The organism is Haloarcula taiwanensis (assembly GCA_002844335.1).
GTDB classification, from domain to species: domain Archaea; phylum Halobacteriota; class Halobacteria; order Halobacteriales; family Haloarculaceae; genus Haloarcula; species Haloarcula taiwanensis.
In genome coordinates, this window is record CP019155.1 from 469,545 (window position 1) to 492,204 (window position 22,660).

At 61.7% G+C, this 22,660-nt stretch carries 22 protein-coding genes and 1 pseudogene; 14 read left to right on the forward strand and 9 right to left on the reverse strand.

Annotated elements, in window-relative coordinates; genetic code table 11:
• Nucleotides 1–35: 35 nt before the first annotated feature.
• The 4 genes and pseudogenes from BVU17_17235 to BVU17_17250 all read right to left on the reverse strand — a co-directional run bounded on the left by BVU17_17235 (nt 36) and on the right by BVU17_17250 (nt 4,989).
• Nucleotides 36–263, reverse strand: coding sequence for a hypothetical protein (locus tag BVU17_17235; GenBank protein AUG49311.1), 228 nt, complete (start codon nt 261–263; stop codon nt 36–38).
• A 301-nt stretch (nt 264–564) separates the two neighbouring features.
• Nucleotides 565–1,794 carry a hypothetical protein gene (locus BVU17_17240; protein ID AUG49312.1) on the reverse strand — a complete coding sequence of 410 codons (1,230 nt, stop codon included), beginning with the start codon at nt 1,792–1,794 and terminating at the stop codon, nt 565–567.
• A 1,093-nt stretch (nt 1,795–2,887) separates the two neighbouring features.
• Nucleotides 2,888–3,036, reverse strand: a pseudogene (locus BVU17_17245) (GntR family transcriptional regulator).
• 1,332 nt (nt 3,037–4,368) lie between these two features.
• Nucleotides 4,369–4,989 carry a hypothetical protein gene (locus BVU17_17250; protein AUG49380.1) on the reverse strand — a complete coding sequence of 207 codons (621 nt, stop codon included), beginning with the start codon at nt 4,987–4,989 and terminating at the stop codon, nt 4,369–4,371.
• A gap of 1,178 nt (nt 4,990–6,167) precedes the next feature.
• Here BVU17_17250 and BVU17_17255 point away from each other — a divergent pair.
• Complete coding sequence (locus BVU17_17255; GenBank protein ID AUG49313.1) at nt 6,168–6,362, forward strand: hypothetical protein; 195 nt, start codon at nt 6,168–6,170, stop codon at nt 6,360–6,362.
• 230 nt (nt 6,363–6,592) lie between these two features.
• Here BVU17_17255 and BVU17_17260 read toward each other — a convergent pair whose 3' ends face one another.
• Entirely contained in the window at nt 6,593–7,609 is a 1,017-nt protein-coding gene (locus tag BVU17_17260) for a transcriptional regulator (GenBank protein AUG49314.1), read from the reverse strand.
• A 194-nt stretch (nt 7,610–7,803) separates the two neighbouring features.
• On the opposite strand from BVU17_17260, the gene BVU17_17265 reads away from it, so the two are divergent.
• Entirely contained in the window at nt 7,804–8,712 is a 909-nt protein-coding gene (locus BVU17_17265) for a PhoU family transcriptional regulator (protein AUG49315.1), read from the forward strand.
• A 40-nt stretch (nt 8,713–8,752) separates the two neighbouring features.
• On the opposite strand, the gene BVU17_17270 is transcribed toward BVU17_17265, so the two are convergent.
• The 4 genes from BVU17_17270 to BVU17_17285 all read right to left on the reverse strand — a co-directional run bounded on the left by BVU17_17270 (nt 8,753) and on the right by BVU17_17285 (nt 12,298).
• Nucleotides 8,753–9,418 carry an acetyltransferase gene (locus BVU17_17270; GenBank protein ID AUG49316.1) on the reverse strand — a complete coding sequence of 222 codons (666 nt, stop codon included), beginning with the start codon at nt 9,416–9,418 and terminating at the stop codon, nt 8,753–8,755.
• Nucleotides 9,415–10,350, reverse strand: a complete 936-nt coding sequence (locus BVU17_17275) for a phosphonate ABC transporter, permease protein PhnE (GenBank protein ID AUG49381.1) — start codon at nt 10,348–10,350, stop codon at nt 9,415–9,417. Before BVU17_17275 ends, BVU17_17270 begins: the two co-directional genes overlap by 4 nt.
• 83 nt (nt 10,351–10,433) lie before the next feature.
• Nucleotides 10,434–11,237 (reverse strand): phosphonate ABC transporter ATP-binding protein, encoded by an 804-nt coding sequence (locus BVU17_17280; protein ID AUG49317.1) that lies wholly within the window; start codon nt 11,235–11,237, stop codon nt 10,434–10,436.
• Nucleotides 11,238–11,260: 23 nt separating this feature from the next.
• Nucleotides 11,261–12,298 (reverse strand): phosphate ABC transporter substrate-binding protein, encoded by a 1,038-nt coding sequence (locus BVU17_17285; GenBank protein AUG49382.1) that lies wholly within the window; start codon nt 12,296–12,298, stop codon nt 11,261–11,263.
• Between the two features lie 225 nt (nt 12,299–12,523).
• On the opposite strand from BVU17_17285, the gene BVU17_17290 reads away from it, so the two are divergent.
• The 12 genes from BVU17_17290 to BVU17_17345 all read left to right on the forward strand — a co-directional run bounded on the left by BVU17_17290 (nt 12,524) and on the right by BVU17_17345 (nt 22,611).
• Nucleotides 12,524–12,967: a phosphonate C-P lyase system protein PhnG gene (locus BVU17_17290; GenBank protein AUG49318.1), complete on the forward strand. Its 444-nt coding sequence runs from the start codon at nt 12,524–12,526 to the stop codon at nt 12,965–12,967.
• Nucleotides 12,964–13,512 (forward strand): phosphonate C-P lyase system protein PhnH, encoded by a 549-nt coding sequence (locus tag BVU17_17295; protein AUG49319.1) that lies wholly within the window; start codon nt 12,964–12,966, stop codon nt 13,510–13,512. Before BVU17_17290 ends, BVU17_17295 begins: the two co-directional genes overlap by 4 nt.
• Complete coding sequence (locus tag BVU17_17300; protein ID AUG49320.1) at nt 13,513–14,640, forward strand: carbon-phosphorus lyase; 1,128 nt, start codon at nt 13,513–13,515, stop codon at nt 14,638–14,640.
• The gene (locus BVU17_17305) at nt 14,633–15,736 is read left to right on the forward strand and encodes a carbon-phosphorus lyase (protein AUG49321.1); all 1,104 of its coding nucleotides are present in this window, start codon (nt 14,633–14,635) and stop codon (nt 15,734–15,736) included. The genes BVU17_17300 and BVU17_17305 overlap by 8 nt, the downstream gene beginning before the upstream one ends.
• Nucleotides 15,733–16,563 carry a phosphonate C-P lyase system protein PhnK gene (phnK, locus tag BVU17_17310; GenBank protein ID AUG49322.1) on the forward strand — a complete coding sequence of 277 codons (831 nt, stop codon included), beginning with the start codon at nt 15,733–15,735 and terminating at the stop codon, nt 16,561–16,563. Before BVU17_17305 ends, phnK begins: the two co-directional genes overlap by 4 nt.
• Nucleotides 16,560–17,297: a phosphonate ABC transporter ATP-binding protein gene (locus BVU17_17315; protein ID AUG49323.1), complete on the forward strand. Its 738-nt coding sequence runs from the start codon at nt 16,560–16,562 to the stop codon at nt 17,295–17,297. Before phnK ends, BVU17_17315 begins: the two co-directional genes overlap by 4 nt.
• A complete protein-coding gene (locus tag BVU17_17320; protein AUG49324.1) occupies nt 17,294–18,466 on the forward strand; it encodes an alpha-D-ribose 1-methylphosphonate 5-triphosphate diphosphatase in 1,173 nt (390 codons plus the stop codon). The genes BVU17_17315 and BVU17_17320 overlap by 4 nt, the downstream gene beginning before the upstream one ends.
• Nucleotides 18,467–18,486: 20 nt before the next feature.
• Entirely contained in the window at nt 18,487–19,269 is a 783-nt protein-coding gene (locus BVU17_17325; protein AUG49383.1) for an AP endonuclease, read from the forward strand.
• Nucleotides 19,262–19,918, forward strand: coding sequence for a hydrolase (locus BVU17_17330; GenBank protein AUG49325.1), 657 nt, complete (start codon nt 19,262–19,264; stop codon nt 19,916–19,918). The genes BVU17_17325 and BVU17_17330 overlap by 8 nt, the downstream gene beginning before the upstream one ends.
• A 92-nt stretch (nt 19,919–20,010) precedes the next feature.
• A complete protein-coding gene (locus BVU17_17335) occupies nt 20,011–20,406 on the forward strand; it encodes a hypothetical protein (GenBank protein AUG49326.1) in 396 nt (131 codons plus the stop codon).
• A gap of 141 nt (nt 20,407–20,547) precedes the next feature.
• On the forward strand, nt 20,548–20,925 hold the full coding sequence (locus tag BVU17_17340) for a hypothetical protein (protein AUG49327.1): 378 nt from the start codon (nt 20,548–20,550) through the stop codon (nt 20,923–20,925).
• A 1,245-nt stretch (nt 20,926–22,170) separates the two neighbouring features.
• On the forward strand, nt 22,171–22,611 hold the full coding sequence (locus tag BVU17_17345; GenBank protein ID AUG49328.1) for a hypothetical protein: 441 nt from the start codon (nt 22,171–22,173) through the stop codon (nt 22,609–22,611).
• Nucleotides 22,612–22,660 lie beyond the last annotated feature (49 nt).

Genomic DNA, 22,660 nt, shown 5'->3' on the forward strand with positions numbered 1-22,660 from the left:
TCGACCGGCCGGTGGACAGAGTGTCTCCGCTTCTCTTACTCCTCTGGCCGCCCGATAGCATTCTGAGCCTCACTGCTGCTGAGTTGCCACACGAGAATCCCGAGTGAGACGAACGCAACAGCAGCCGTAGCGATGTACCCGGCAGTGCTGATAGTAAACAGCCGCTCTGGAAAGAGCGCAAGCACAATGAGCAGGCCCATGGTCGAAAGACTAGTCAGCGAGGGAACGATCATGAGCCAAAATTGTCGCGCGACACTACCCATGCGACGCTCTTCGATTCCAAGTAGTATGTATCTTATCAGCCAGAAACGCGCCACCGGCTATACTGTTTGAACGCCGTGCACCAGCTCAACCCACAGTGCGGAACAACTGTTGGCCTCAAAGCTACGGGCTTTTCACGCGAGTTATGGAAAGCTGTTACTGCTGTTACCGACGATTCTCTGACCTCGCGTTCAGCGGTATCTCGTTCAGCTACACCTGTGCCCCGTCCTATACAAGCGGCTGGCTGTGGATTGTGAATAGAATAGAAGCCCGACAGAGCACCATGGCTGATGGTATTGGCTGTCATGTAGTCCTCGCAACTGAGCGTGCAACACGGAGTAACGTGCTGTCGTCGGCCGTGTCGGCAGGGAACCTGCTCACATAATAGGTGGTGCGATTCACCGACCAACTAATCCGGACCGTTCTGTTTGTCTGCGTTTGCCTTGCTTCGTACTCACCCACTTGCACGGGCGTCCCTGTAGTCGTGTTCCGTGTCCCGTTGAGAATTCCAATCCTGTAGTGTGTGTCAGTGCTCGTAGACTCATATCTGAGCATCGCTACCTCTGGATCAGTTGAGCGGTGCGACGCGACGTCTAACTCGAATTCTGCCGGCATGTTCGGGTTCGGCACTGGAAGTGACGCAGCGTCGGCCAGCGCCGCTCGTGACTCGTACGTATTGAACTGGACCTGTTGTGCATCATCCGGAACCTCTTGCGGGTCGAGCTGGAACGTTCCAGGCTCGAACGTCGGATTGAACGTTACATTCCGATACGTGACTAGGTATTCGTAGTCATCACCGTTGGCAACGAACGACGTCTGGCGCTTGATCGGAAACAGGAACTCAGTATCTAGCCACAGCGTCTGTGACCGTAACGACATATCTTCATTGGCCGGCGCGATCTCTAACCGATAGGTTTCTCGCCCAGCAATCGTTTCTGTGCCATTATATACGACCGTCACGTTCCCGCCACGATACGCAGCTGAACTGTTTTCTCCAGACTCGTCTTCGCGTGGCACTACTGGCAGGGGTGAAATGCCCGGGGTCGACGTCGGCTGCGAGACAGGGCGGTTACTTTTGGCCGCAGCGAGAAGCTCTGGATACGTCGTCTCTGTAGCGCTATCAGTGGTCTGGAACGACATTCGGTGGAGCTCATTCGACTCCGGGTCATAGGACACAAGCCTTGACCTGTTTGCAATAATAAATCCGCCTTCACCAACCCGGGGTGGTCTTGTTTCCTCCGTTTTAGTAACCGATATCACCCGCTCAAAATACGCAAATGAGCGAACTCGTTCTCGCTTTTGCGTGACGATTGTTGTTGTTTTGTCGTTCCGGGTTCGGACTGTCGTTACCGTTGCGTTGACGGTATCAAGCGACGCGTAGCGCTCTGTTGCCTCAGCTTCTGATGGTAGCTCCGCACTCCCACTGGATGAACTCCCGATTGCACTACAGCCGCTCGCTGTGACTAGTATCACCACAACAACTACACGCACAACCTCTCGCAAACTGAATAGCTTTCTCGTAAGCCGATACATCTGTTAGGATATGATACTGCTTGGATGAATATAAAATACGGTTTCACGGCCTGATTGTGTTCTTGTTTCGAATAATACGCTCGCCGGGAAGACAGTTACATCACTCGCAAGTGTTTCGAACAGTGGCGGCGAAATACAACCTTGTCGGCGTCTCAATCGGCCCAAAGGACAGGCCCGTCACACTCATAGCTGACCCAGTAGTAGGCTGCGAAAAGCAGCCCATCTTGGAGGCGTAGTTCAGGCGAGTCGGTCAGTACAGCAGACTCAGGCCCCGTCCATGTCGCCAATAGCCCCAGCCATCCCAAGAAGCAGTAATCCGTACCCGGCGAGGCCGGCGGGGATTGATGCCTAGAGAAGCAAATACCCAGTAAATGCTCCAATGCCGCCGATAATACCCTCGCGTTTCCTCGCCGACCGATTCGACTGCCCACGAGAAAGAGAGAGCCACTGCTGTTTATGTGCCAAAATCAGTGATGTTACCACACCGTACAGTGGGAGAAGCGAAAGCATGACCAGGTGGTCCGATGCGGCGAACGCTACTGCAAAAACGGTGATTAGCAGTCCAACGCCTGCTGAAATGGCGTATCGGAGGGCGGTGCGCATACATCAAGTTACAGCTACCGGACCAAGTACGGTACGAAATCTGTATACAACAGCCACAGACGGGCTGACCAGTTCTTGCTAAGCGTTCATAGTGAGACAGTCACACTGAGAATCAAATCCGCCGCACCATCGCCATGGCTCTCAGCCCGGTGGCCCGCCACTGACAACTATTCCAGAAGGCTTCGTTGCGCTCGCAGCCAGATGACTGCGCAGGCCGCTCTATTAGCCGATTCGTGCTACACACACGCTCGTCGACGGCCCTTGTCGCTGAGAAGACTTATTCGCAGGGATCATCTCGTTCAATTCGGATCCCTATTGTTGGTTTCATAACAGTTACAGATAACGCCACCACCGACCGCCGTGTGACCGTACCGATAACATCGTGACGACAACTGACGCGTAGCTATTCCACTACCCACCGCTACAGCGCAGCTTCCGAACTGTCACCGCTTGACCTGACCAAATATACTCGGCGACAGACAGCATACGTTAGCAGTACGGTGTTCCCTATTCCGCGGCGCCTGCGCTCAACGAGATTTTGGCTTCCAGACTGTCGAGCGTACGACTAACAGTTGCTTTCGAGAGTTCTGTCCGCTTGACGACCTCGCTCTGTGGCAAGACACCGTCAGGGCCGAGTACCGCCCAATGCCACACCAGTCCGAAAGCCTTCGTCGGATCGTCTCAAGAAGAAGCATACCCGTCGGGAATGGTGAACAGAGTGTCCTAACGGAACCATAGTACGCCGAACGAGTCACCCTGGATTATCCGAAACAGGTGGCCTCTCACCACTGAGGGAAAGCCCCGTCCGCCTGTATGAAAAAATCAACATAGCTACGACCGAACTAACACCTATGTCCTCGTGTACCCGCCGCACCCTCCTCGCAGCTGCTGGAGCTGGACTGGGAGTCTCCCTCGCTGGTTGTGGATCTCTTGTGAACAATTCACCGGCAGCAGAGGCTCCGCCCGCTAGAGAGCTTGATAGATATCGCGTTTTTGTCGCTAAAGAAGTCGACTTCCCGGGCCCTAGGCCGGTTTCATCTGTCACGGATGGAGCCAGTGCTGACGTGAGTGTGTACCCATCCGGGGACGACCAAGTCCAGCGAGTCCGCGACTGTCTCACTGACGGCCGCCCTGCTGTCGTGGCAGGCGCGGACGCGCAGTGGACCGTTATGCAGGCGTGCGCCGACAGTGAGCGTCGGTACGGCTTCACTCAGAACGGGTGGGGGCCAACGGACCGGATCGCCGCTGCTGTCCCGAAACAGGGCCGACTGGACACACACAAATTCGTCGGTGCAGAGCTACCGCGGGACCTTCCGTGGGCTGTCAGTGAAGTGCTCGAACCATCGTTGCCGGAGTGTCCCGCGCCATTGGAGTTGGAGGGTCCTGACGGTGCCACGACCATCGGCCGGTCACGAATTCGCGGAGTGAACGATGTCGGCGGCTTTGATCGCTGGGATACCCTTCGGATGGCTGCTAATGTTGACCCAGCGGTAGTCTCTGTCGATATGCAGGCCACAGTGTACGGCGGGTCCACCCAGAGCGATACCAGCTCGTACAAACCAGACCGGATCCGTTTCGTTTCGGATTTCCCGGGGAAGATAACCGGAATGAGTCCCCAAGACGCTGGGTTAGATAGTCTCACTGTTGAGGCCACCAGTAATACCGGTCCCGAGACGACTCTCACACAGTATACGTTCACACCACGAGGGAAAAGATACCAGGGAGCTTTTGCAGCCTGTGCGCGGACGCAGTTCCGGACGCGGAAGACTGAACCACCGATATCGTATGACTCTAACGGGCGATTTCGATGGCGGGATCCACAACTGCTTGACGACGATACATGGGTACATCATACGCCCGGACAAGCTGTCTGGTACCCGAACCGCTGACTCCGACCGAATTCGCTTCGACGACTCCACGTCAATGTAGCCATGAAAAGCGGTCGATCAATGGCTCGCCGAAGGCGCTCACTCAGATCCGAGACAGCGCGACGTACAACAAGATACCAGCGTGAATCACGGCGAACGGTCCGATAACAACCAGTGAAGCGTAGGCTGTTCCCGAGTCGATTCCGGGGGCGAGGAACAGCCCGGCTGGTACTGCGAGAAAAAAGAGCAACAGGCCGCCGGCAGCTGCGATGATCGTTGGATCCCGCTCTGGCCGTTCCGTTTGGTGTACTGGAAGCTGTAGCGTGTTGATTGCTTCGTCGAGATCAGACAGCGGGCCGAACTGCACGCTACCTCCGTCGACCGAATCAACGCCAGTGATTCGTAACCGGCCCGTGTCACGAAGCCGGTCGACGATAGCGTTAATAACGGAAAAGTCGGTTCCCGGACCGACCGTGGCAATCCACTGCGGTGACTCCAACAGTCGGTCGTAAGCGACCAGAAACTCGCCCCGGCGTTGGTACTCGATCGTTCCGTAGCGGAGGTAGAAACTCAGCATACGAGCACCGATAATACAGAGAAGTACGACCGAGAGCAGCCCGATCCAGACCGGGTGACCGATCTGTAGCGCGACGACAAGCGCCGCGACAGTGAGAAGTGTGAACCGCGAGACTAGTGCGAACCCGACGGCGCTGAGACTTCCCAGTATAACGGACTTCTTGTCGACGACAACACTGGCTTCGACCGGCTCTTCAGGCATCTTTGGCTCCGGTGGCGGTTCGCTTCTGGGCAAGTCATCTGAAAGGTCTATATTCACATCGAGAAGCGACCCTCCGAAATGCTCCACGTAGAACCGGTAGACCGAACTGAGTGTTTTTCCGATGACAAGTCCCGTTAGCAGCGTTATACGACCGGCACGGGACCCACCCAGCGTGAGAAGCCCGACAAAGAGCAGTACCAAGGTCAACTGTGCCGGTGTCCGGATCAGTTCCTGCGCAGACACGTCGCGATACTCACCGGTGCCGATGTACTCAACCACGAACTCCTCGATCTGTGAGAACAGCAACGCCGCGATGCTCACAGCGAGGCCCACTGAGACCTGAATCGCCGGCCCGAGCGTCATGAGGTAGACAAGGCTGATCGGCCCGATGAATCCGAACCAGACCCCCAACACCGTGAGCGCGAAAGGAATGTTCCGTGGATAAATCGGTGGCAAATTCGAATAGAGCTGAAAACTACCGCGTTTCTCCCGGAGTTCATGTAACGGCTCGTGCTGTCCGGGACGTCCCGGAGATCCCTGCTCAGCGAACAGGGCCTTCGTCGCTGCGATGAGGACTGAAAAGGCGGCCTCAGCTGTGTAGACAACGAGTAATAGCCAGAGGTCCCAGCCCCAGGCAGTGACTCCGACCAGCGGAATACAGTTCGCAGCGATTACACCCAGACCGCGGACGAAAGTCGGGAACCGCTGGGTCATGATTGGTAGCACTCAAGTCGTTACACCTGAACAACAAACATACTTCGAATTCGATAGCACGGCTGAACTGCACCTGTATGACCGTTGCCAGTACAGTACAGAGAGGCCGTCAAGAACAGAAGGTATCGCCAGAAACCACAACCCTCCCGTCACAGGATTTCAGGCCGATGTGGCCCTGCGGTTTCCACACGCATACCCTCCAGGCGTTTCCTGCTGGGTTTCAGCATCGGCGTGGCTATGGCGACTTTTCAGAATTGCACACCTGAATCGCTGACTGCTTTTCGTAAGCTGCGGGCCGTGTAGCCCCACTTTATACGCGGGTGCGCCTCTTATGCTGTTCGGCTCGGGGCAGTTGCTGGGTCTGATACTCTAGGTAAGACATTTTTAGAATGCGATCAAACATTAACCAGATGTCAGAACCGCCCTCCAGTCGTTCAACGAGCTTTGTCAGTACAGAGACCAAGATCACAGCTGTCTTTATCATACTCGCTCTCGTGTCGGTATTCGGTAGCATAACTGTTACCGACAATCAATGGATTCACTTCGCTGTGCTACTCGGCGTTGGCGTTATCATACCGACACTCATCAACGAGTGGCGTAACTGATTGGGCCACACACGCGGCACGCACTATGCCAGTGCGGTCAGATTTCCCGGGGGCAACTTCACGAATACCACAGCGAGGTCCCTCGCTGCTGACCCGCTCAGCGAGATCACGTCGCTCGGTGCGACCGGGTACCTGAAATCACTGGCCGCGACTCTCCCGCTACCTCTTATCCATGCCGCCGCTCGTGCCCCGCACACTGGCCACGCATCGTCGCACCGTCGATCCGCTATTCAGTCGAGACACTCGCATTCACGAGCAGTTTGCTGGATAGCGATGCCAGCGACGTTGGCACCGTACTCAGCAGTCCGCTGAATACTGTCGAGTAAGAGACCCACGACGTAGGCCTCGCCGGGGGTATCGTGCCCGTAGAGGTCTCGATCCAGCGCCTGGAGATTGTCGCTCAAATCGTTGCGCTTGGAGAGGGCAGCGTGTGCGGCCTCGATGCCGCCGTCGGCGAGGATCACGTCGGCGGCGTCGTCGACGACCTGTCGGGAAGTCGCCGAGAGCGACTCAATGCGATCCGCGAACGTCGCTGGCACCACTGCGTCGGGGTCGAGAGCAAAGCGCGCTATCTTCTCGGCATGGTCTGCACATCGCTCGAACTGCCGGCTAGCATAGTAATACTCGAATAGCTCGTCACGACCGTATGAGAGCTTCTCTACCTCTTGGAGGTTTGTCAGCGCGCGACGGAAGTGTCTGGTCACCATCGCGAACAGCTTGTCGGCCTCGCTATCGCGGTTGATGACCTGCCGAGCAAGTGCTTCGTCGCCGTTTAGCACGGCCTGAACGGCATCACGGTGCATTCCCAGCATGACAAGCCGCAACCGGAGCGCAGACTTACGCACATCGACGTTGTTGGCGTCAATGAGGTTGGTCAGGCGGATTCGCGTCTCACCGGCCTCCAACAGTTCGAATCCTGAGAGCTTCGAGACAGTGTCCTCAACCAACTTCCGGCGCTCCGCGGAGTGGCCTGTTCTATCTAGCAGCGTCACTGTATCGAAACCGACGGCGTGCAGGGCGTGTATTTGCTGACGGATAGCGTTGTCTGAGTCGGTCGCCACATCGACTGTCGTCGTCCGGGCCTCCATCGTGCGATCCGTTGTCGCCTCAATCAGTAGCGATCCGTCGTCGTTGGGATGCAGTGAGAGCACGGATCCAGCGTCGATTCCGTGTTCCTGCGCCCACGATTTCGGCAGAGAGACAGTAAATGTCGTTCCCCCCGAGAGTTGCACCTTCCGTGTCTCCATACACTACCCGCTGATAACAGAATAGATATTATATTTTATATGAGGGGTCTATCCTGGTAGGAAGTGGTATATATCTGTACAGGCCGCCAGAGCGGAAGGGAAAAACAGAGTACGTCACGGCAGCTAACAACGCTATATAGCCGTCCGGACAGTCTGTGGAACAGGGCTAATACTGCAAGTAGAGAGAAGCAGCTATGTCCCATCGAACGTGGCACCACCCGCTGGCGAGGGATCAACAGGGTCGCGATGCAACACGTGCACAGGTTGTCGAGGCGATTGACCGAACCGCTCCGAAGACGAAAGAAAAGCTGGCACGCACAGTCGGTATTTCTGAACAGTACCTCTCGGAATTGCTTCAGGAACTCAAGGCCGAAAACGTCGTTCGAAAGGGCTACATTGTCGACGATGAGGCACTCTACCGTGGTGCACCGAACATCTCGAAGCTATACGGTGGATCAGCCGAAGAGACCGAAACAGATGCCGATGTATCTGATGACCGAGGTGCAGCGCTCCTCAAACTGCTCGCACGATTAGAGTCGGTGACCACCCGCCAGTACGAAGCGGCTCGTGCAGCCTTCGAAGGTGACCCTGTTGATCGCTCGGCGAAGAAACTTGAATCGTTGACCAATGAGCGCTACTCCGCAGTGCTGTCGGAATTGAAGTCCTACACGCTGACGACTGATTGGCCCGGTAACCGCGTCGCTGCCGACCTTTCGACGATTGCGACCAATCTCGAAATCGTCGGCGACCGGGCCTGCTTCATTGCCGACGTGGTCGCTCGTGAGGAGACCGACGCGACTGGGATGGTGAACGAACGGATGACGGATATTTTTGCATCCGGGGAGCAGATCAACGACTACTTTTCGAGAATTCTATTCGACTGTGAACTCGAAGTACTCGACAGACTCCGAGAGGAGGAGGTCACTGTCCACCGGGATCTGGATGAGTTATTCGAACTGGTGACAGCGTACGACCCCGATATGTACGGGTATCTCGTCACCATTACGCGTGCACTTGAACGGGCTATCTACTACTGGGTCGACGCCGCTGAGCTGGCCGTTCAGTTGCATTCTGGCGTCCAGCCGGACCACGTCGAGATCTGAACCGACAAAAACAGCGCGAGTACAGACGGGTCCAGACTGCTCAATCCAGCGTCGCGGGGTCGGCTGTCTCGGGCGCGTGCCGGTCGAGAAAGGTCTCTAAATCGCGGAAGTCGTCGAGTCGTTCGCGGAGCGTCTCGTGGTCCCAGTCCCACCATTCAGTCGCTGCGATGCGAGCCGCGATGTCCTCTGGGAAACGCCGCCGAATCGGCTCGGCGGGGACGCCCGCAACGATGGAGTACGGCGCCACGTCGTCGGCAACGACGGCACCCGCGCCCACGACGGCCCCATCACCGATAGAGACACCGGGGAGGACGATGGCACCGTGGCCAATCCACACGTCGTGACCGACTTCGACTGGCTGGTCGGCCCGCCATTCGAATATCGACTCGTCGTCTTTTCCGAGGTCGTACATCGCCGCGCGATAGGTGAAGTGATGTGCCGTCGGGCGGTCGATGGGGTGGTTGGTCGGCCCGAGTCTGGCCGCGGCGGCGACGTTGCCGAACTTCCCAATGGTCGTGAAATCCAGCTGTACGTCCTCCATGAGATAGGTGTAGTCGCCGATAGCAGACTCGTTGAGTCGAGACCGTTGCCGAACCTCGGTCCACGCCCCGAGTTCGCTCTCAGTGATCGAGACGGGGTCGTGCAGCGTCGGGTCGGGACCGAGCGACCGGGTCCGGTCCGCCCCGTAGTCCTCGACGTACGTCACTGGCGACGCCCCATCGTCGAGGCCAGTATCTTCTTCGGCGCGTTTACGAAGGCGTCGAGGACGCCGGTCTGTTCGGTGTCGTCGTCCTCTCGCAGGTACGACCGGACACGCTGACTGATTAGTTCAACAGATCCGGCTAACAGGAAGATCAGAATGATACAGGCCATCATATTGGTGTAGTGGAACGTCTGTCGCTGGATGTACAGTTCCAGACCCAGGCCGCCGCCGCCGATGATACCGAGGCCGATAGCGGCCCGCACGTTGTGTTCCAGATCGAAGGCGATCCAGGCGATAAACTGCCGGAACACCTGACTGAGCATCCCGAAAGAGACGACCTGCGAGCGGTTCGCGCCCGTCGAGCGGATCCCCTCGATGGGTCCGTCCTCTATCTCTTCGAGCTCATCGGTGAACAACCGGCCGAGGTATCCCGTTGTGTCGACCATTATCGCCAGAGCTGCGGTGAACGGTGTGACCCCGGCCAGCGGGATGAGTATCAGGAACCAGACAAGTCCGGGGATAGCTCGAATGAGGCTCATCGTCCCGCGGAAGACGAAATTGAACGGGTAGGGGACAACCCGCTCGCTTGCCATCACGCCGAAAAAGAGCGCGCCGGGCAGTCCGAGTACCGACCCAGCGAATGCGACAGCTAACGTGACGAACATAGCGCCCCAGACGATCTGTCCGTTCTCGACGGTGAGAATAAGATTCTCCGCCATCATGAACGCCCAGTACTCACCGAGATCAACGAACGGAACGCCGAAGTACGTCGTCGGTGGGAAGTACCCCAGTAGTGCCTCGTAGAACTGGTCGAGTTGCTCGACCAGCATCAGCAGTTCGAACTCGATTACGCGGAGACTGAAATAAAATATCAAACCGGTGCCAACGAGGCCTAAAAGCGTCCAGAGCCGCCGTTTCGTCTTACGGCGCTTCATCTCCTGAAGTTTCTGTTCCGCGGCGGTGTCGCCCACGTCGTCGAACCCGAAGTATGTCGCGACGCGGTTGCCGTCGGCCGAACTCACGCTTCGACCCTCCGCTCGTGGTCCTCGTCTCCGGGGAGACCGGCAGCGCCGTCGGCGAGGTCGTCCTGGTCTGCTAGGCCGACCGTCTCGACGCTGCCGTACAGGTCGTCAATCAAATCGGGCGTCAGGCCCTCCCGACCCACGTCGAACAGTTTTTGACCGTCTTTCAAGCCGATGAATCGGTCGCCGAAGTGTGCGGCGATGTTAACCTGATGGAGGCTTACGAGCGCCGTCACATTATGCTCCATCGCGGCCTTCCGGAGGTAGCCCATCACTGTTTCGGCGCTGGCGGGGTCGAGGCTTGCGACCGGTTCGTCCGCGAGCAGGAGACGGGGGTCCTGGACCAGCGCGCGGGCGATGCCGACGCGCTGTTGCTGCCCGCCCGACATCTGAGTGACGCGCTGGTGGCTCTCGTCGAGCAGGCCGACTGTTTCCAGAGCCTCCAACGCCCGGACCTTGTCCTCGCGGGCCTGCCACTGAAGCAGGCTCTTGACCATCGAAACGCGGTCCAGAGACCCAGTGAGAGCGTTCAGGTACGCCGAGACGCCTTCCACAAGGTTGTGTTGCTGGAAGATCATCCCAACGTCTGTCCGCGACCCGCCAATCTCCTCGTCATCGAGATAGATACCGCCCTCAGTAGGCTCGGTCAGACCGTTGGCACAGCGCAACAGCGTCGACTTTCCCGCCCCAGACTCTCCGAGCAAGACCGCGAACTCGTCTTCAATCTCGAACGATACTGATTCGAGGGCTGTCACGTCACCGTACTCCTTTGTCAGGTTTTCTACCTTAAGCGTACTCATGATAAAAATAGTACCCTAAGCGCTTAGGCCGCGGGGTCAATGCCGACTGCGTTCATCCGTTTGATCACCGGTTGATATGTCTCCATTGAGGTGTCTCTAAGTGTCGTGAACGGCAGTTCCTCCTCGTTGTAGTCGTCCGGGTAGTACTGCTGGATAGTTTCCTTATCAGAATTGACCAGTGCGTCGCCGATCGCCGATTTCTTCTCGGAGTCCCAGCTCTTGCGGGCGTACATCGGCTGTTTCGGGATGGGGAAGGACCACCAGATCGGCTTGAATGCCGGCGTTTCAGTCCCGAGCGTGTCGAGGAAGGAACTCTTGTCCAGCACGCGGTCGGGGAAGTCTGACTTGTACTTCTCGGGGATGTGCGGGATGCCGTTCCCACCCCAGGTGGTCGCGCCGTCAGCCTCGCCGTTCCCGAGTTTCTGCAGAGCGATGTCGTGGTCGGTCCAGCTCCCTTCGAAGTCTTCCGGCGGCCCCTTGGGTGCCTCACCGATGTCGAGGCCAGCCTCCTGAAGCGTGTAGAGCGCGAAAATGGAGCCGCTGGTCGAGAGGCGGTCGGCGAAAGCCCACGTCTTGCCCTCCACGTCTGTCCGCTCTGAAATCTCCGAGTCCGGTTTGACTAGCATTACCGAGAAGTAGAACGCCGACCCGCCCGTGACGGTCGTTCCGTAGACGTCCATCAGGTCGGGGTTGGAGATGAGTGTCACGTCGTCCATCCCGATCTCGGCCTGCTCACTCTCCAGCGCCGGTCGGATAGCGGAGTAATCTTGTGGGACCTTCATTTCCACGTTGACGCCGTCAACCTCGCCGTTGATGAGGTTCTGGACCGGCTTGTAGCGCCGACGGGCGTCGGCCGGCGTCCCCGGCGTCAGCAGCATCGTGACGCTCTCTGCGCCGCCACCACTCCCACCGCCCATCACGGAGCTGCACCCGGCGAGACCAAATGTCGCAGCGGCGGCCGCACCACCGGCGAGGAATCGACGGCGGTTGACCGCACCAGACTGTGTCCCGTTCGTTGTGTCCGATACCCCGAACCCGTATTCAGTCGCGTCGTCTGACATCATCTGTGGGCTGGTAAAGGGGTCGAATAACAGTTGGCTGCGTAGAGTCCAGAGCGTCCACCTGTCTGAGGGCGGCTGGTGACTATCTCCACAACGTGGCTAGCAAGTACATACCCGTATAGACGCACAGAGACAGGAGGGGGAGCGAACCCCAGCAGCTGGTCGGGCATAGAGAGTACCGAGTGAAGCCTTATGCGGTAGTTGCAGTCCTGATAGAGTGAGTGCATGGTTGACCCATATGATCGGTCGGACCGGTTCGAGCTGATCGCCGCCTGCGAGGGCGGGACGCTCGCCCGGTTCGCCAACGATGTCCTCGCGGACGACCCGCCGCTGTCCGTCCGTCAGGAGCCACGGCCGCAGTTGGTGATGCAACAGGTACGCGAACCGGTCGAGCGACGGCCGTTCAATCTCGGGGAGGTCCTTGTGACGCCCGCCGAGGTCGAACTCGACGGCGCTCGCGGATTCGCAATGCTCCCCGGCAAGCGCGAGCGCGCCGCGCTTTCTGGGGCTATCGTCGACGCCGCCGTCGCCGGCGACCACGAGGCGACGCCGGACATCGTCGCGGCGCTCGAAGCGGTCGCCGACAGCGAGCGCGACCAGCGCCGGCGGGCGTGGGCCGAGAGCAAGCATACGGCCGTCGACTTCCAGACGATGGAGGGCGAGGAATGAGGGCGCTCGGTCTCGACCCAGTCCACGACACGCGCGACGCGTTCGACGGTCTGCTCGAAGCGATGAGTCGGCCGGGAACGGTCCAGTCCGTCCCGTCGCCGGCAGACCAGGCCGTCGTCTCGACGCTGGTCGACCACGAAGTGACGCTCTCGACGACCGACGAGACGCTCCGCGACGCGCTCTCGGACCAGGGGCGTCTCGACGCCGCGCCGCCCGAGGCGGCCGACATCGTCCACCTCACCGGCGACCGAGACGTCGACGTACGCGAGTGCGAACGCGGGACGCTCGTCGAACCCAGCGACGGCGCGACGGTCGTCTACCGCGTGGCGTCGCTCGCCGCTGGGGCCGCCGGGGCCGGGACGACCGTTCGGATTACCGGGCCGGGCGTCGACGGGGAGACGACGCTGTCGGTGTCGCTGCCCGCCGCAGATCTGGCCGCGCTCACCGACGCCCAGTCGAGCTATCCCCGGGGCGTCGACGCGGTGTTCGCGGCCGACGACAGCCTCGCGGCCCTCCCCCGGTCGCTCACCGCGGAGGTGGTCTGAATGGGATACGTCGCCGTCACCGCCGGCGAGGAACTCATCGAGCGCGCGGCCGACTTATTCGAGAGTCAGCGGATCGGTGACTCCGAGGACGTCGATGTCGACCAGATTCGCGACCAGTTCGGTCGCCTCACCGCCCAGGCGATGGGCGAGGGCGGACTGTACGCCCCACGACTGGCTGCGCTGGCGGTCAAGCAGGCCCAGGGGGACGCCGTCGAGGCCGCCTTCCTCCTGCGGGCCTACCGTTCGACGCTGGAGCGCTTCGACGAGAGTGTCACAGTCGAGCCAAGCGAGATGATCGCCTCGCGGCGCGTCTCCCCGGCGTTCAAAGATGTCCCTGGCGGCCAGATTCTCGGCGCGACCAAGGACTACACCCAGCGCCTGCTGGACTTCGACCTCGTCGACGGCGACCCGACGGACCCGACCGAGGACTGGGACGTCGAGGACGCAGGCGAACCCGAGCGGCTCACGAACGTCACAGAACTGCTCCGCGAGGAGGGCCTGCTCCACGAACCGACCGCCCCGGACGTTGAGGAGCCAAACGACACCACGCGGGAGTCGGTGACGCATCCGCCCGAGCGCGACGAGGTGTTACAGGAACTCGCCCGGGGCGAGACCGGCGCTGTGACGGCGCTCGGCTACTCCGCGCTCCGGGGGTACGGCCAGGTCCACCCGACATTGGCGGAGGTCCGCGTCGGCGACCTGCCGGTCCGCATCGAACACCCCTACACCGGCGACGACGTGACCGTCGCGCACACGCGTGTCACCGAGTCAGAGGCCGTCGTGCCTGTCTACGAGAAGCGCGAGGACCCCCAGTTCGCCTTCGGCTACGGCCTGACGTTCGGTCGCAACGAACGCAAGGCCATCGGGATGACGATCCTCGACGCCTCGATACAGCTCGACGGCGAGGCCGAACCGGCCGAGGACGCCGAGTTCGTCCTCGACACGGTCGACGGGATGGACGCCTTCGGCTTCATCGAGCACCTCAAACTGCCCCACTACGTCACCTTCCAGTCGATTCTGGACCGCATCCGCGCGATCCGGGAGCGCCAGGGGCTTCGTGAGGACGGACGCGTCGACGACGAACAGCCAGCCGAACCGGCAGTCGCGGGAGCGAGTGACGATGACTGAGGACACCACCACTAACGACGTCTCGCCCGACGGGGGGACACCCGTCGCGACCGACTCCGTCGACGCCGCGCTGGATTCGCTCGACGGCGACGGCCTCGCGGGGTACAACTACGCGTATCTCGACGAACACACCAAGCGCGAGGTCCGGCGGTCGATGCTGAAGGCCGTCGCCATCCCCGGCCACCAGGTGCCCTACGCCTCACGGCCGATGCCGCTGGCCCGCGGGTGGGGGACCGGCGGGATACAGGCGTCGCTGTCGCTGCTCGGCCCCGACGACACGTTCAAAGTGATCGACCAGGGCGCAGACGAGAGCGTCAACGCGGCCAACATCCGCCGGCTAGCGGAGAACACGGCAGAAGTGGAGACGACGACGGACACCACCGCCGCCGACCTGATACAGAGCCGCCACCGCATCCCGGAGGAGGTGCTGACCGACGACCAGCGCCTCGTGTTGCAGGTGCCGGTCACCGACGCCCTCCGGAAGGTCGACCCCTCCGACGCCGCGAACCGACGCCGACATGCCCACCGGAACTACGGGAAGATGTGGGTCCACCTCTACGAGAATGTCGTCGAGTACGGCGAGATCCAGATCGCGTCGCGGTACCCGACGATGGTCGCCGGGCGCTACCTGATGGACCCTTCACCCATCCCTCGCTGGGACGTGCCGAAACTCGACGATGCCGACCACCTCACCGTGCTGGCCGCCGGCCGAGAGGCACGCATCTACGCCGTCCCGCCCCACACAGAGGTCGAACCGCTGGCCTTCGAGGACCGCGAGTTCACGGTCGAGCGGTTCCCGGACGAGGCCTGTCACGCCTGCGGATCGACCGACACCTACCTCGTCGAAGTCTCGGAGGCCGCCGCGGACGCGGACGGAGGCTTCGAGACGCGCTACGCCTGCAATGACGCGAGCTTCTGTGAGAAGCGCCGCGAGAATCCCGACCTGTCGAAGGCCCACCACCTCGACCGCGAGAGCGTCGACTGGGGGCCGGGAACGAGTGAGACGGCCACAGCAGACGACGGGGCGGCCCGTGCGGCCACGGACGACGACGCTGTCACAGGCGACGAGGCGGTCCGTGGAGGTGACGGGCAGTGACGCTGCTCGACGCCGAGGGCCTGGAGACGGTGTACGGGCCCAGATGTCCACAGTGCGTCGAGTCGACGGGCGACCGCGCCGGGACGAACCAGTGTCCCCACTGCGGGAGCGTCGTGGCCTGCGCCGAGGCCGACCTCGACGTCGAGGCCGGCGAGGTGCTCGGCATCGTCGGCGAGTCCGGCAGCGGCAAGTCCAGCCTCGCTGAACTGGTCGCACTGGAGCGCGATTCGGACGCGAAAACCGCCGGAGAAGTGCGCTACGCCGGCCATGACGGCAACCTGCTCGACGTCGACTACGAGACGCGTCACGACCTCCGGACCGGCGACATCGCCCTGGTCCACCAGCACATCCGCGACGGACTGAACCTCTCGTTCACTGGCGGCGGCAACGTCGCCGAGAAACTGCTCTCGGCGGGCGAGCGGTCCTACGAGGACGTCCGCGAGCGCGTCCGGGACCTGTTTGAGGCGACCGAGATTCCCGTCACCCGGATGGACGACCCCACCAGCACCTACTCCGGCGGGATGCAGCGCCGGGTCCAGATAGCCCGTGCGCTGGCGACGGACCCCGACCTGGTCGTGCTGGACGAACCGACCACAGGGCTGGACGTGAGCGTCCAGGCCCGCGTCCTCGACATGTTCCGGCGCGTCCAGCGCGAGGAGGGCGTCGCGGCCATCGTCGTCTCGCACGACCTGAGCGTCGTCCGCCTGCTGGCCGACCGGACGCTGGTGATGCGCCACGGGCGCGTCGTCGAGTCCGGCCTCACGGACCGCGTGATGGAAGACCCGCACCACGAGTACACCCAGACCCTCATCAACTCAGTCATATGACAGTCCTGTCCGTCGACGGTCTCTCGAAGACCTTCGACATGCACGTGCTCGGCGACACGCAGGTCGTCGGCCTCGACGGCGTATCGTTCGACGTGCGCGAGGGCGAGTTCCTCGCTATCGTCGGAGAGTCCGGCAGCGGCAAGTCCTCGCTGCTGAAGTGCCTCTATCGCACCTACGAGCCCAGTTCGGGCGCCGTCGTCTACCACGGCCCCGACGGCGACGTGGACCTCGCGTCCTGTCCCGACCGGACGGTCATCGACCTCCGGGGCGACGCCATCGGCTACACTTCCCAGTTCCTCGACGAGATACCGCGCGTCCCCGCAGTCGACGTGGTCGCGCGGCCGCTCGTCGAGCAGGGGACCGACCGCGAGGACGCCCGGGACACCGCCCGCGACCTCCTGTCCGCGCTGTCAGTGCCGGAGGAACTCTGGCAGGCGTACCCGGCGACGTTCTCCGGCGGGGAGCGCCAGCGCGTCAACCTCGCGCAGGCACTCGCGCCGGAACCGGACCTGCTCCTGCTCGACGAACCGACGAGCGCCCTCGACCCCGAGACGCGCCGGGCCGCCATCGACCTGCTCTCGACGTCGCTGGACGCGGGGACCACAGTGGTCGGCGTCTTCCACGACACCGACGTCGTGGAGGCCGTCGCCGACCGGGTGGTCGTGCTGGACGACGGCCGCCTCCGTCGGGTCGTCCCCATCGACGCCTTCGACGGAGAGGTGGTGGTCGGATGAGTTCGACCGCTCAGACCGCCGCAGAGAGCGTCGCCATCGTCGGCGGCCGGGTCGTCACGCCCGACGCGGTCGTCGAGGGCGGCGTCCGCGTCGAGGGGGACCGAATCGTGAGCGTGGGTGCTGTCGACGCCGACGCCGACACCGTCGTGGACGCCAACGGCCGCCTGATCCTGCCCGGCCTCGTCGACCTGCACGGCGACGATATCGAGACGCACCTCCACCCGCGGTCGGGTGCGCGCATGCCCCCGTCGATGGCGCTCGCGTCCGCGGACCGTGCGAACCTCGCGGCCGGCATCACGACGAAGTTCCACGCCATCTCCTTCGAGGACGACGCGGACGAGGACCGCTCGCCGGAACTCGCGGCGACGCTGACCGACGCCATCGCCGCCGCCGACGACCTGCTCGCGGACCACCGCCTGCACGCCCGGTGTGAGGTGACCCAGCGCCGGTGCGTCGACGCGGTGCTGGACGTCGTCGAGAACGGCGACGCCGACCTCGTCTCGGTGATGAGCCACGTCCCCGGCAAGGGCCAGTTCCGCGACGTCGAGGCGTTCAAGCGGTACTACGAGAACGCCGACGACCGCACGGTCGAGGAGGCCGAGGAGATGATCGCCGAGCGAACCGACATCTCGATGGCGACGCTCCGCGAGCGTGTGGACCGGGTCGTCGCGGCCGCCCACGACGCCGGCGCGGTGACGGCCTCCCACGACGACGAGGACCCCGCCGAGGTCGACCGACTGAGCGAGGCCGGCGTGGACATCACGGAGTACCCCATCACGCTGGAGACGGCCGAACGGGCCACCGACATCGGGATGACGACAGCGATGGGCGCGCCGAACCTCGTCCGTGGGGAGAGCCAGTGGGGCAACCTCTCGACAGCCGACGCCATCAGGGCTGGCGTGGTCGACGCGCTGGTCGCGGACTACCACCCCCCGTCGCTGCTCGCCGGCGCGTTCGTCGACACCGGCGAACCGCTCCCGGCGCGGGTCAGGCGGGTCAGCGCCGCCCCCGCCGACGCGGTCGGTCTCACCGACCGCGGCCGGATAGCGGACGGGGCGCGCGCCGACCTGCTGGTCGTCGACCGCGACCCGACGCCCACTGTGACGCGCGCACTCGTCGCCGGCCAGCCAGTGTACTGCGCGGACCCGGCGGCGGGAGGGACGCGATGACCGCCCGCGTCGGCGCGGCGATGGATATCCGCTACGGGACGACCGTCGAGGCGTTCGTGCGATACGTCACCGACCTTGGTCTCGACCACGTAGAGTTCAAGCGCGAGTACCTCGCGGGCCACCCCGACACGCCGGGGCCGCGAGCGGTCCGAGAACTGTGCGAGCGCTACGACGTCAGCGTCACGTACCACGCGCCGTTCCGGGACTGGAACACCGGGAGCTACGACGAGGTGGTCCGGCAGGACTCCGTCGAGCGAGTCAAGCGGACGCTCGACGACGCCGCCGACGCCGGGGCCGAGGCCGTCGTCGTCCACGGCGGGTCGGTCCCGGAGCGCTACCCCGAGTGGGTCCACGAACAGGCCTGGGAGAGCGCGAAGCGGTCGCTCGCGGAGTGCGCCGAGTACGCCCAGCTGGTCGGCGTCCCGCTCTGTCTGGAGAACCAGCCCTTCGACGAGACGACGCGGCGCTACACCACCACGCCAGACGACCTCGCGGCACTGCTCGAATCCGTCGACGTGATTCCGGAGTACCTCGGCGTCACGCTCGACGTCGGCCACGCGAAGGTGACCGGCGAGGACTGGCGCGACTTCGTCGACCGCTTCGGCGACCGAATCCGCGTCTGTCACCTCCACGACAATGACGGGACCGCCGACCAGCACGACCCGCTGTCTGCGCCCGAACCGTTGATCGACGCCATCCCGGCGGACTGCTTCGTCTTCGAGATGAAGTCCGTCGCCGACGTGGCCGCCTGCACCGACGGCGACGCCCCGCTTCCGGAGACGGGGGTGCCGGGCGATGACTGAGTACGACGCCGTCGTCTTCGACAACGACGGCGTGATCGTCGAACCCAGCGACCAGAGCGTTCTCGTCGACGCCGTCGTGGACGCCTTCGCGGCCTTCGACGTGCCGGTCGACGCGTCGACGGTCCGACAGTCCGTCGCCGAGGACGCGGTCCCGCGGGACCTGATCGCCGACCACGGCCTCGACGCCGAGGCGTTCTGGCACCAGCGCGAACTGACCGCGAGCCTCGCCCAGCAGGCCCACACCCGCGCGGGCGGCAAGCCCGTCTACGACGACGTGCGCGCGCTCGACGCGCTCGACGTGCCGCTGGGACTGGTCAGCAACAACCAGCACGCGACCGTCGAATTTCTGCTCGCTCACCACGACATCGACCGCTTCGACACCGCTTACGGCCGCCAGCCGACCCTCGCGGGCGCGGCCCGGCGCAAACCGGACCCGGCGTACATCGAGCAGGCGCTTTCTGACCTGGACGCGAGCGAGGCGCTGTACGTCGGGGACTCCGAGAAGGACGTTGTCGCGGCTCACCGCGCCGGCATCGACTCGGTCTTCCTCCGACGTGACCACGTCTCGGACGTGTCCCTCGACGTTGAACCGACCGCCGAGGTGGCGGATCTCCGGGCGCTGGTCGAGAGGCTGCCCGAACTGCACTGACCCCACCGGCGGCGCGCTCGCCGGTCCGAGATTCGGCGGCGTCCGGACAGTACGGACGGGACATTTATTCTGGAGGTGTCCGGGGTCATAGCATGCACCGACGTGCCGTCCTCGGATCGCTGGCCGCCGGGGTGGGGACACTGTTTGCCGGCTGTACTGGGTCGAGCGTCAACGGAACCGTGAGCACAAACGAGACGCCGCTCGTCCTCTCACACGACTACGCAGTTCAGGCGACGTACTCTGGCACTCAAATCGCCGTCGAGGTGACGGCCGAAAACGACGGCGACGAATCTATCACAACCGACCCGCCAGTCCCACGGATCGTCTGTACGTTTCGCTCCGATACCGGCGAGCAGGTATATCAAGCTGGACGCACGCTAGTGGACGCCGTTGGCGTCGGTGAGTCGACCACACTTGAGTTCGCACTTGGCGTCGATGTCGACGCCGTGGCACGCTACGAGCTCCGGTGCAAGTGGGTCGAGGAGTAGCGATCACCCGTCTTGATTGGCTGTCTCTCAGTGCAGAGCGGAAATTCGAAGCTGCGGCTTCCAGCTCATGCTTGACTCAGGCCCGCTGGTCGGCATTCTACACCGACCACTACTAGTGGGAGAGGAACCAAAGACGACGGGATGGAACCGGCTGACTTTCTGGAAGACGCCACGGTCACTGTTGCTGACGATGTGTACGCCGTCTGCCGGACGGCCCACCCAGACCCGGACGCGTTCGTGACGGTGCAGGACGAGACAGAGACCACCGTCGTCGTCGACCAGACCAGCCCAACCGTGGACGAGGCCGCTGACGTGGAACGTGGCTGGAAGCGACTGACCTTCGATGTTGAACTCCCGTTCGAACTGGTCGGGTTCCTCGCAGTTGTCGCGTCGGCCCTGGCCGACGCCGACGTCTCTGTGTTCGTCGTCTCGGCGTATTCGACGGACCACGTGCTCGTCAAACAGTCGGACCTCGAGACGGCGCTTCAGACGCTTGACGACCTCGGGTGTGCGGTTTGAGGCGAGTGCCGCTGAGGTCAAGCCGCGCGCTACGTATGCCAGCCGGGCTATGATACGTAAACGGAAAAACAGAAGCGATGAGTACTGAACACGCTTGCACCAACGTGTATTCGCTGACTGACGCTGACACGTGGCTGCACCAGTTCCGTGTGAACCGCCTCGGGTAGCCCCGAGGCACTCGGCCTGCTCACCTGTAGAGACGTTTGCAAGACGCTGCGATCCCATTTTACCGGCATTCCAACGGAACAACAGTACGACACAACCAGGGACTGGACCCTGCCCGATCGTTTGGAGGGAAATGGTGGGCCACAATGGGCAATTTGTGACCCACCGTACTGCTATGTCAGAGGCACGGCTGGGTTCCGGACCCGAGAAACCCTACCAGACGACCAGCAATCAGGGGTGGTTGAAGCGGGGACCAGAACCCACTCGGATGTAATAATCGCCTAGTAAATAGACATTGTTGAGACATGTCATCGAATGGCATAAGATAAGCCCTCTCGGAAACCGGCCATCCTGCCACAGTCTCTAGCGGTGTCCACAGTTCTACGTCGCACAACTTCGGTCCCGCTATGTGCATCAACGGAGCAGTCAGTTGCTGAGAGTGGGAGAGTCGGGACACATCGAACTAGCGGATACCGCGGCGTCGACGACAGAGTTGAGCCCTGACACAGTCGATAGAATAGACGAATCAATGGGGCACAGAATCCACGCAGGTCTGAGGTGAATGCGGAGAAGCGTGCGCTATATCCTTCATGCCTGCCGAGTTCTGGACCGCAGCCAGACTGCTTACTGATACATTCAGGTAGAGACTGGCACGCCTGCACAACCACCACCGATCAGGCAACAACAGAGTGGGGGGTAGGTGTGCAGCCATGGGGCAGCAGCGTGCAACACACCATTGGAAGTCGTCATCCACGACAACGGGTTCTGGACCCGGGTCAGTTGCTGAATTGGGGCGATCCAGAGGGAAGTGGAGCGGGGACCAGAACCCAACCGATTATTATATGATTAGTATTAAAATACTTGTGCCTTAGACTGACTGTCTTTTTTTCATACAGCTGCTGGGGACTCACCGTCCAACTATCATGACAGCGGATAACTGCGCGTCTACCGCCGAAATTGTCGTCATGACGATCGCCGTCAACGAGGCACTGTTACGCTGAAAATTCAATTCTACAGACGTTCGCACCTGACCACATCGAGGTCCACAGCCTTGCCGAGGAAATGGTCACTCTCGGGCCAATGAAACCCGGGGCTGGTGGCGGCTTCGAGTACAAATCAAAGACGGACCAGTCAACGGAGCAGTATCAACATGTATTCCGGCGGTTTGACGACCTCATCGAGACGAAACCAGGTGAAGTGGTCTTCGTCGATTCTCTCACCGACTTCGTTCCGGTGATATGGAAGTTCTTCGAACCAGGCGATCTGTACTTTAGTGCGCAGACGATCTGTTATATTGTAGCTGAGTCAAACAGTATACTCATCGCTGCTGGAGATGCTGACTTCATCAGTGCACAGCGGCAGGGGCTGCTTGAACGGTCTTTCGAAGCTGTGCTCGACTTCGGATGGTTTGGCGAGGGACTCCGACAACGGCGTACGCTTACCGTCTCAAATTTCGACCTCGTGATCGACCGGGATCGGTTTGTCATTTCTGAGATAGAGACGATTCCCCCGGGACGATAATTGAGACCTCGTGGCTCCGTGCCTCGTCCCAGCGGGTCTATTGTATCAG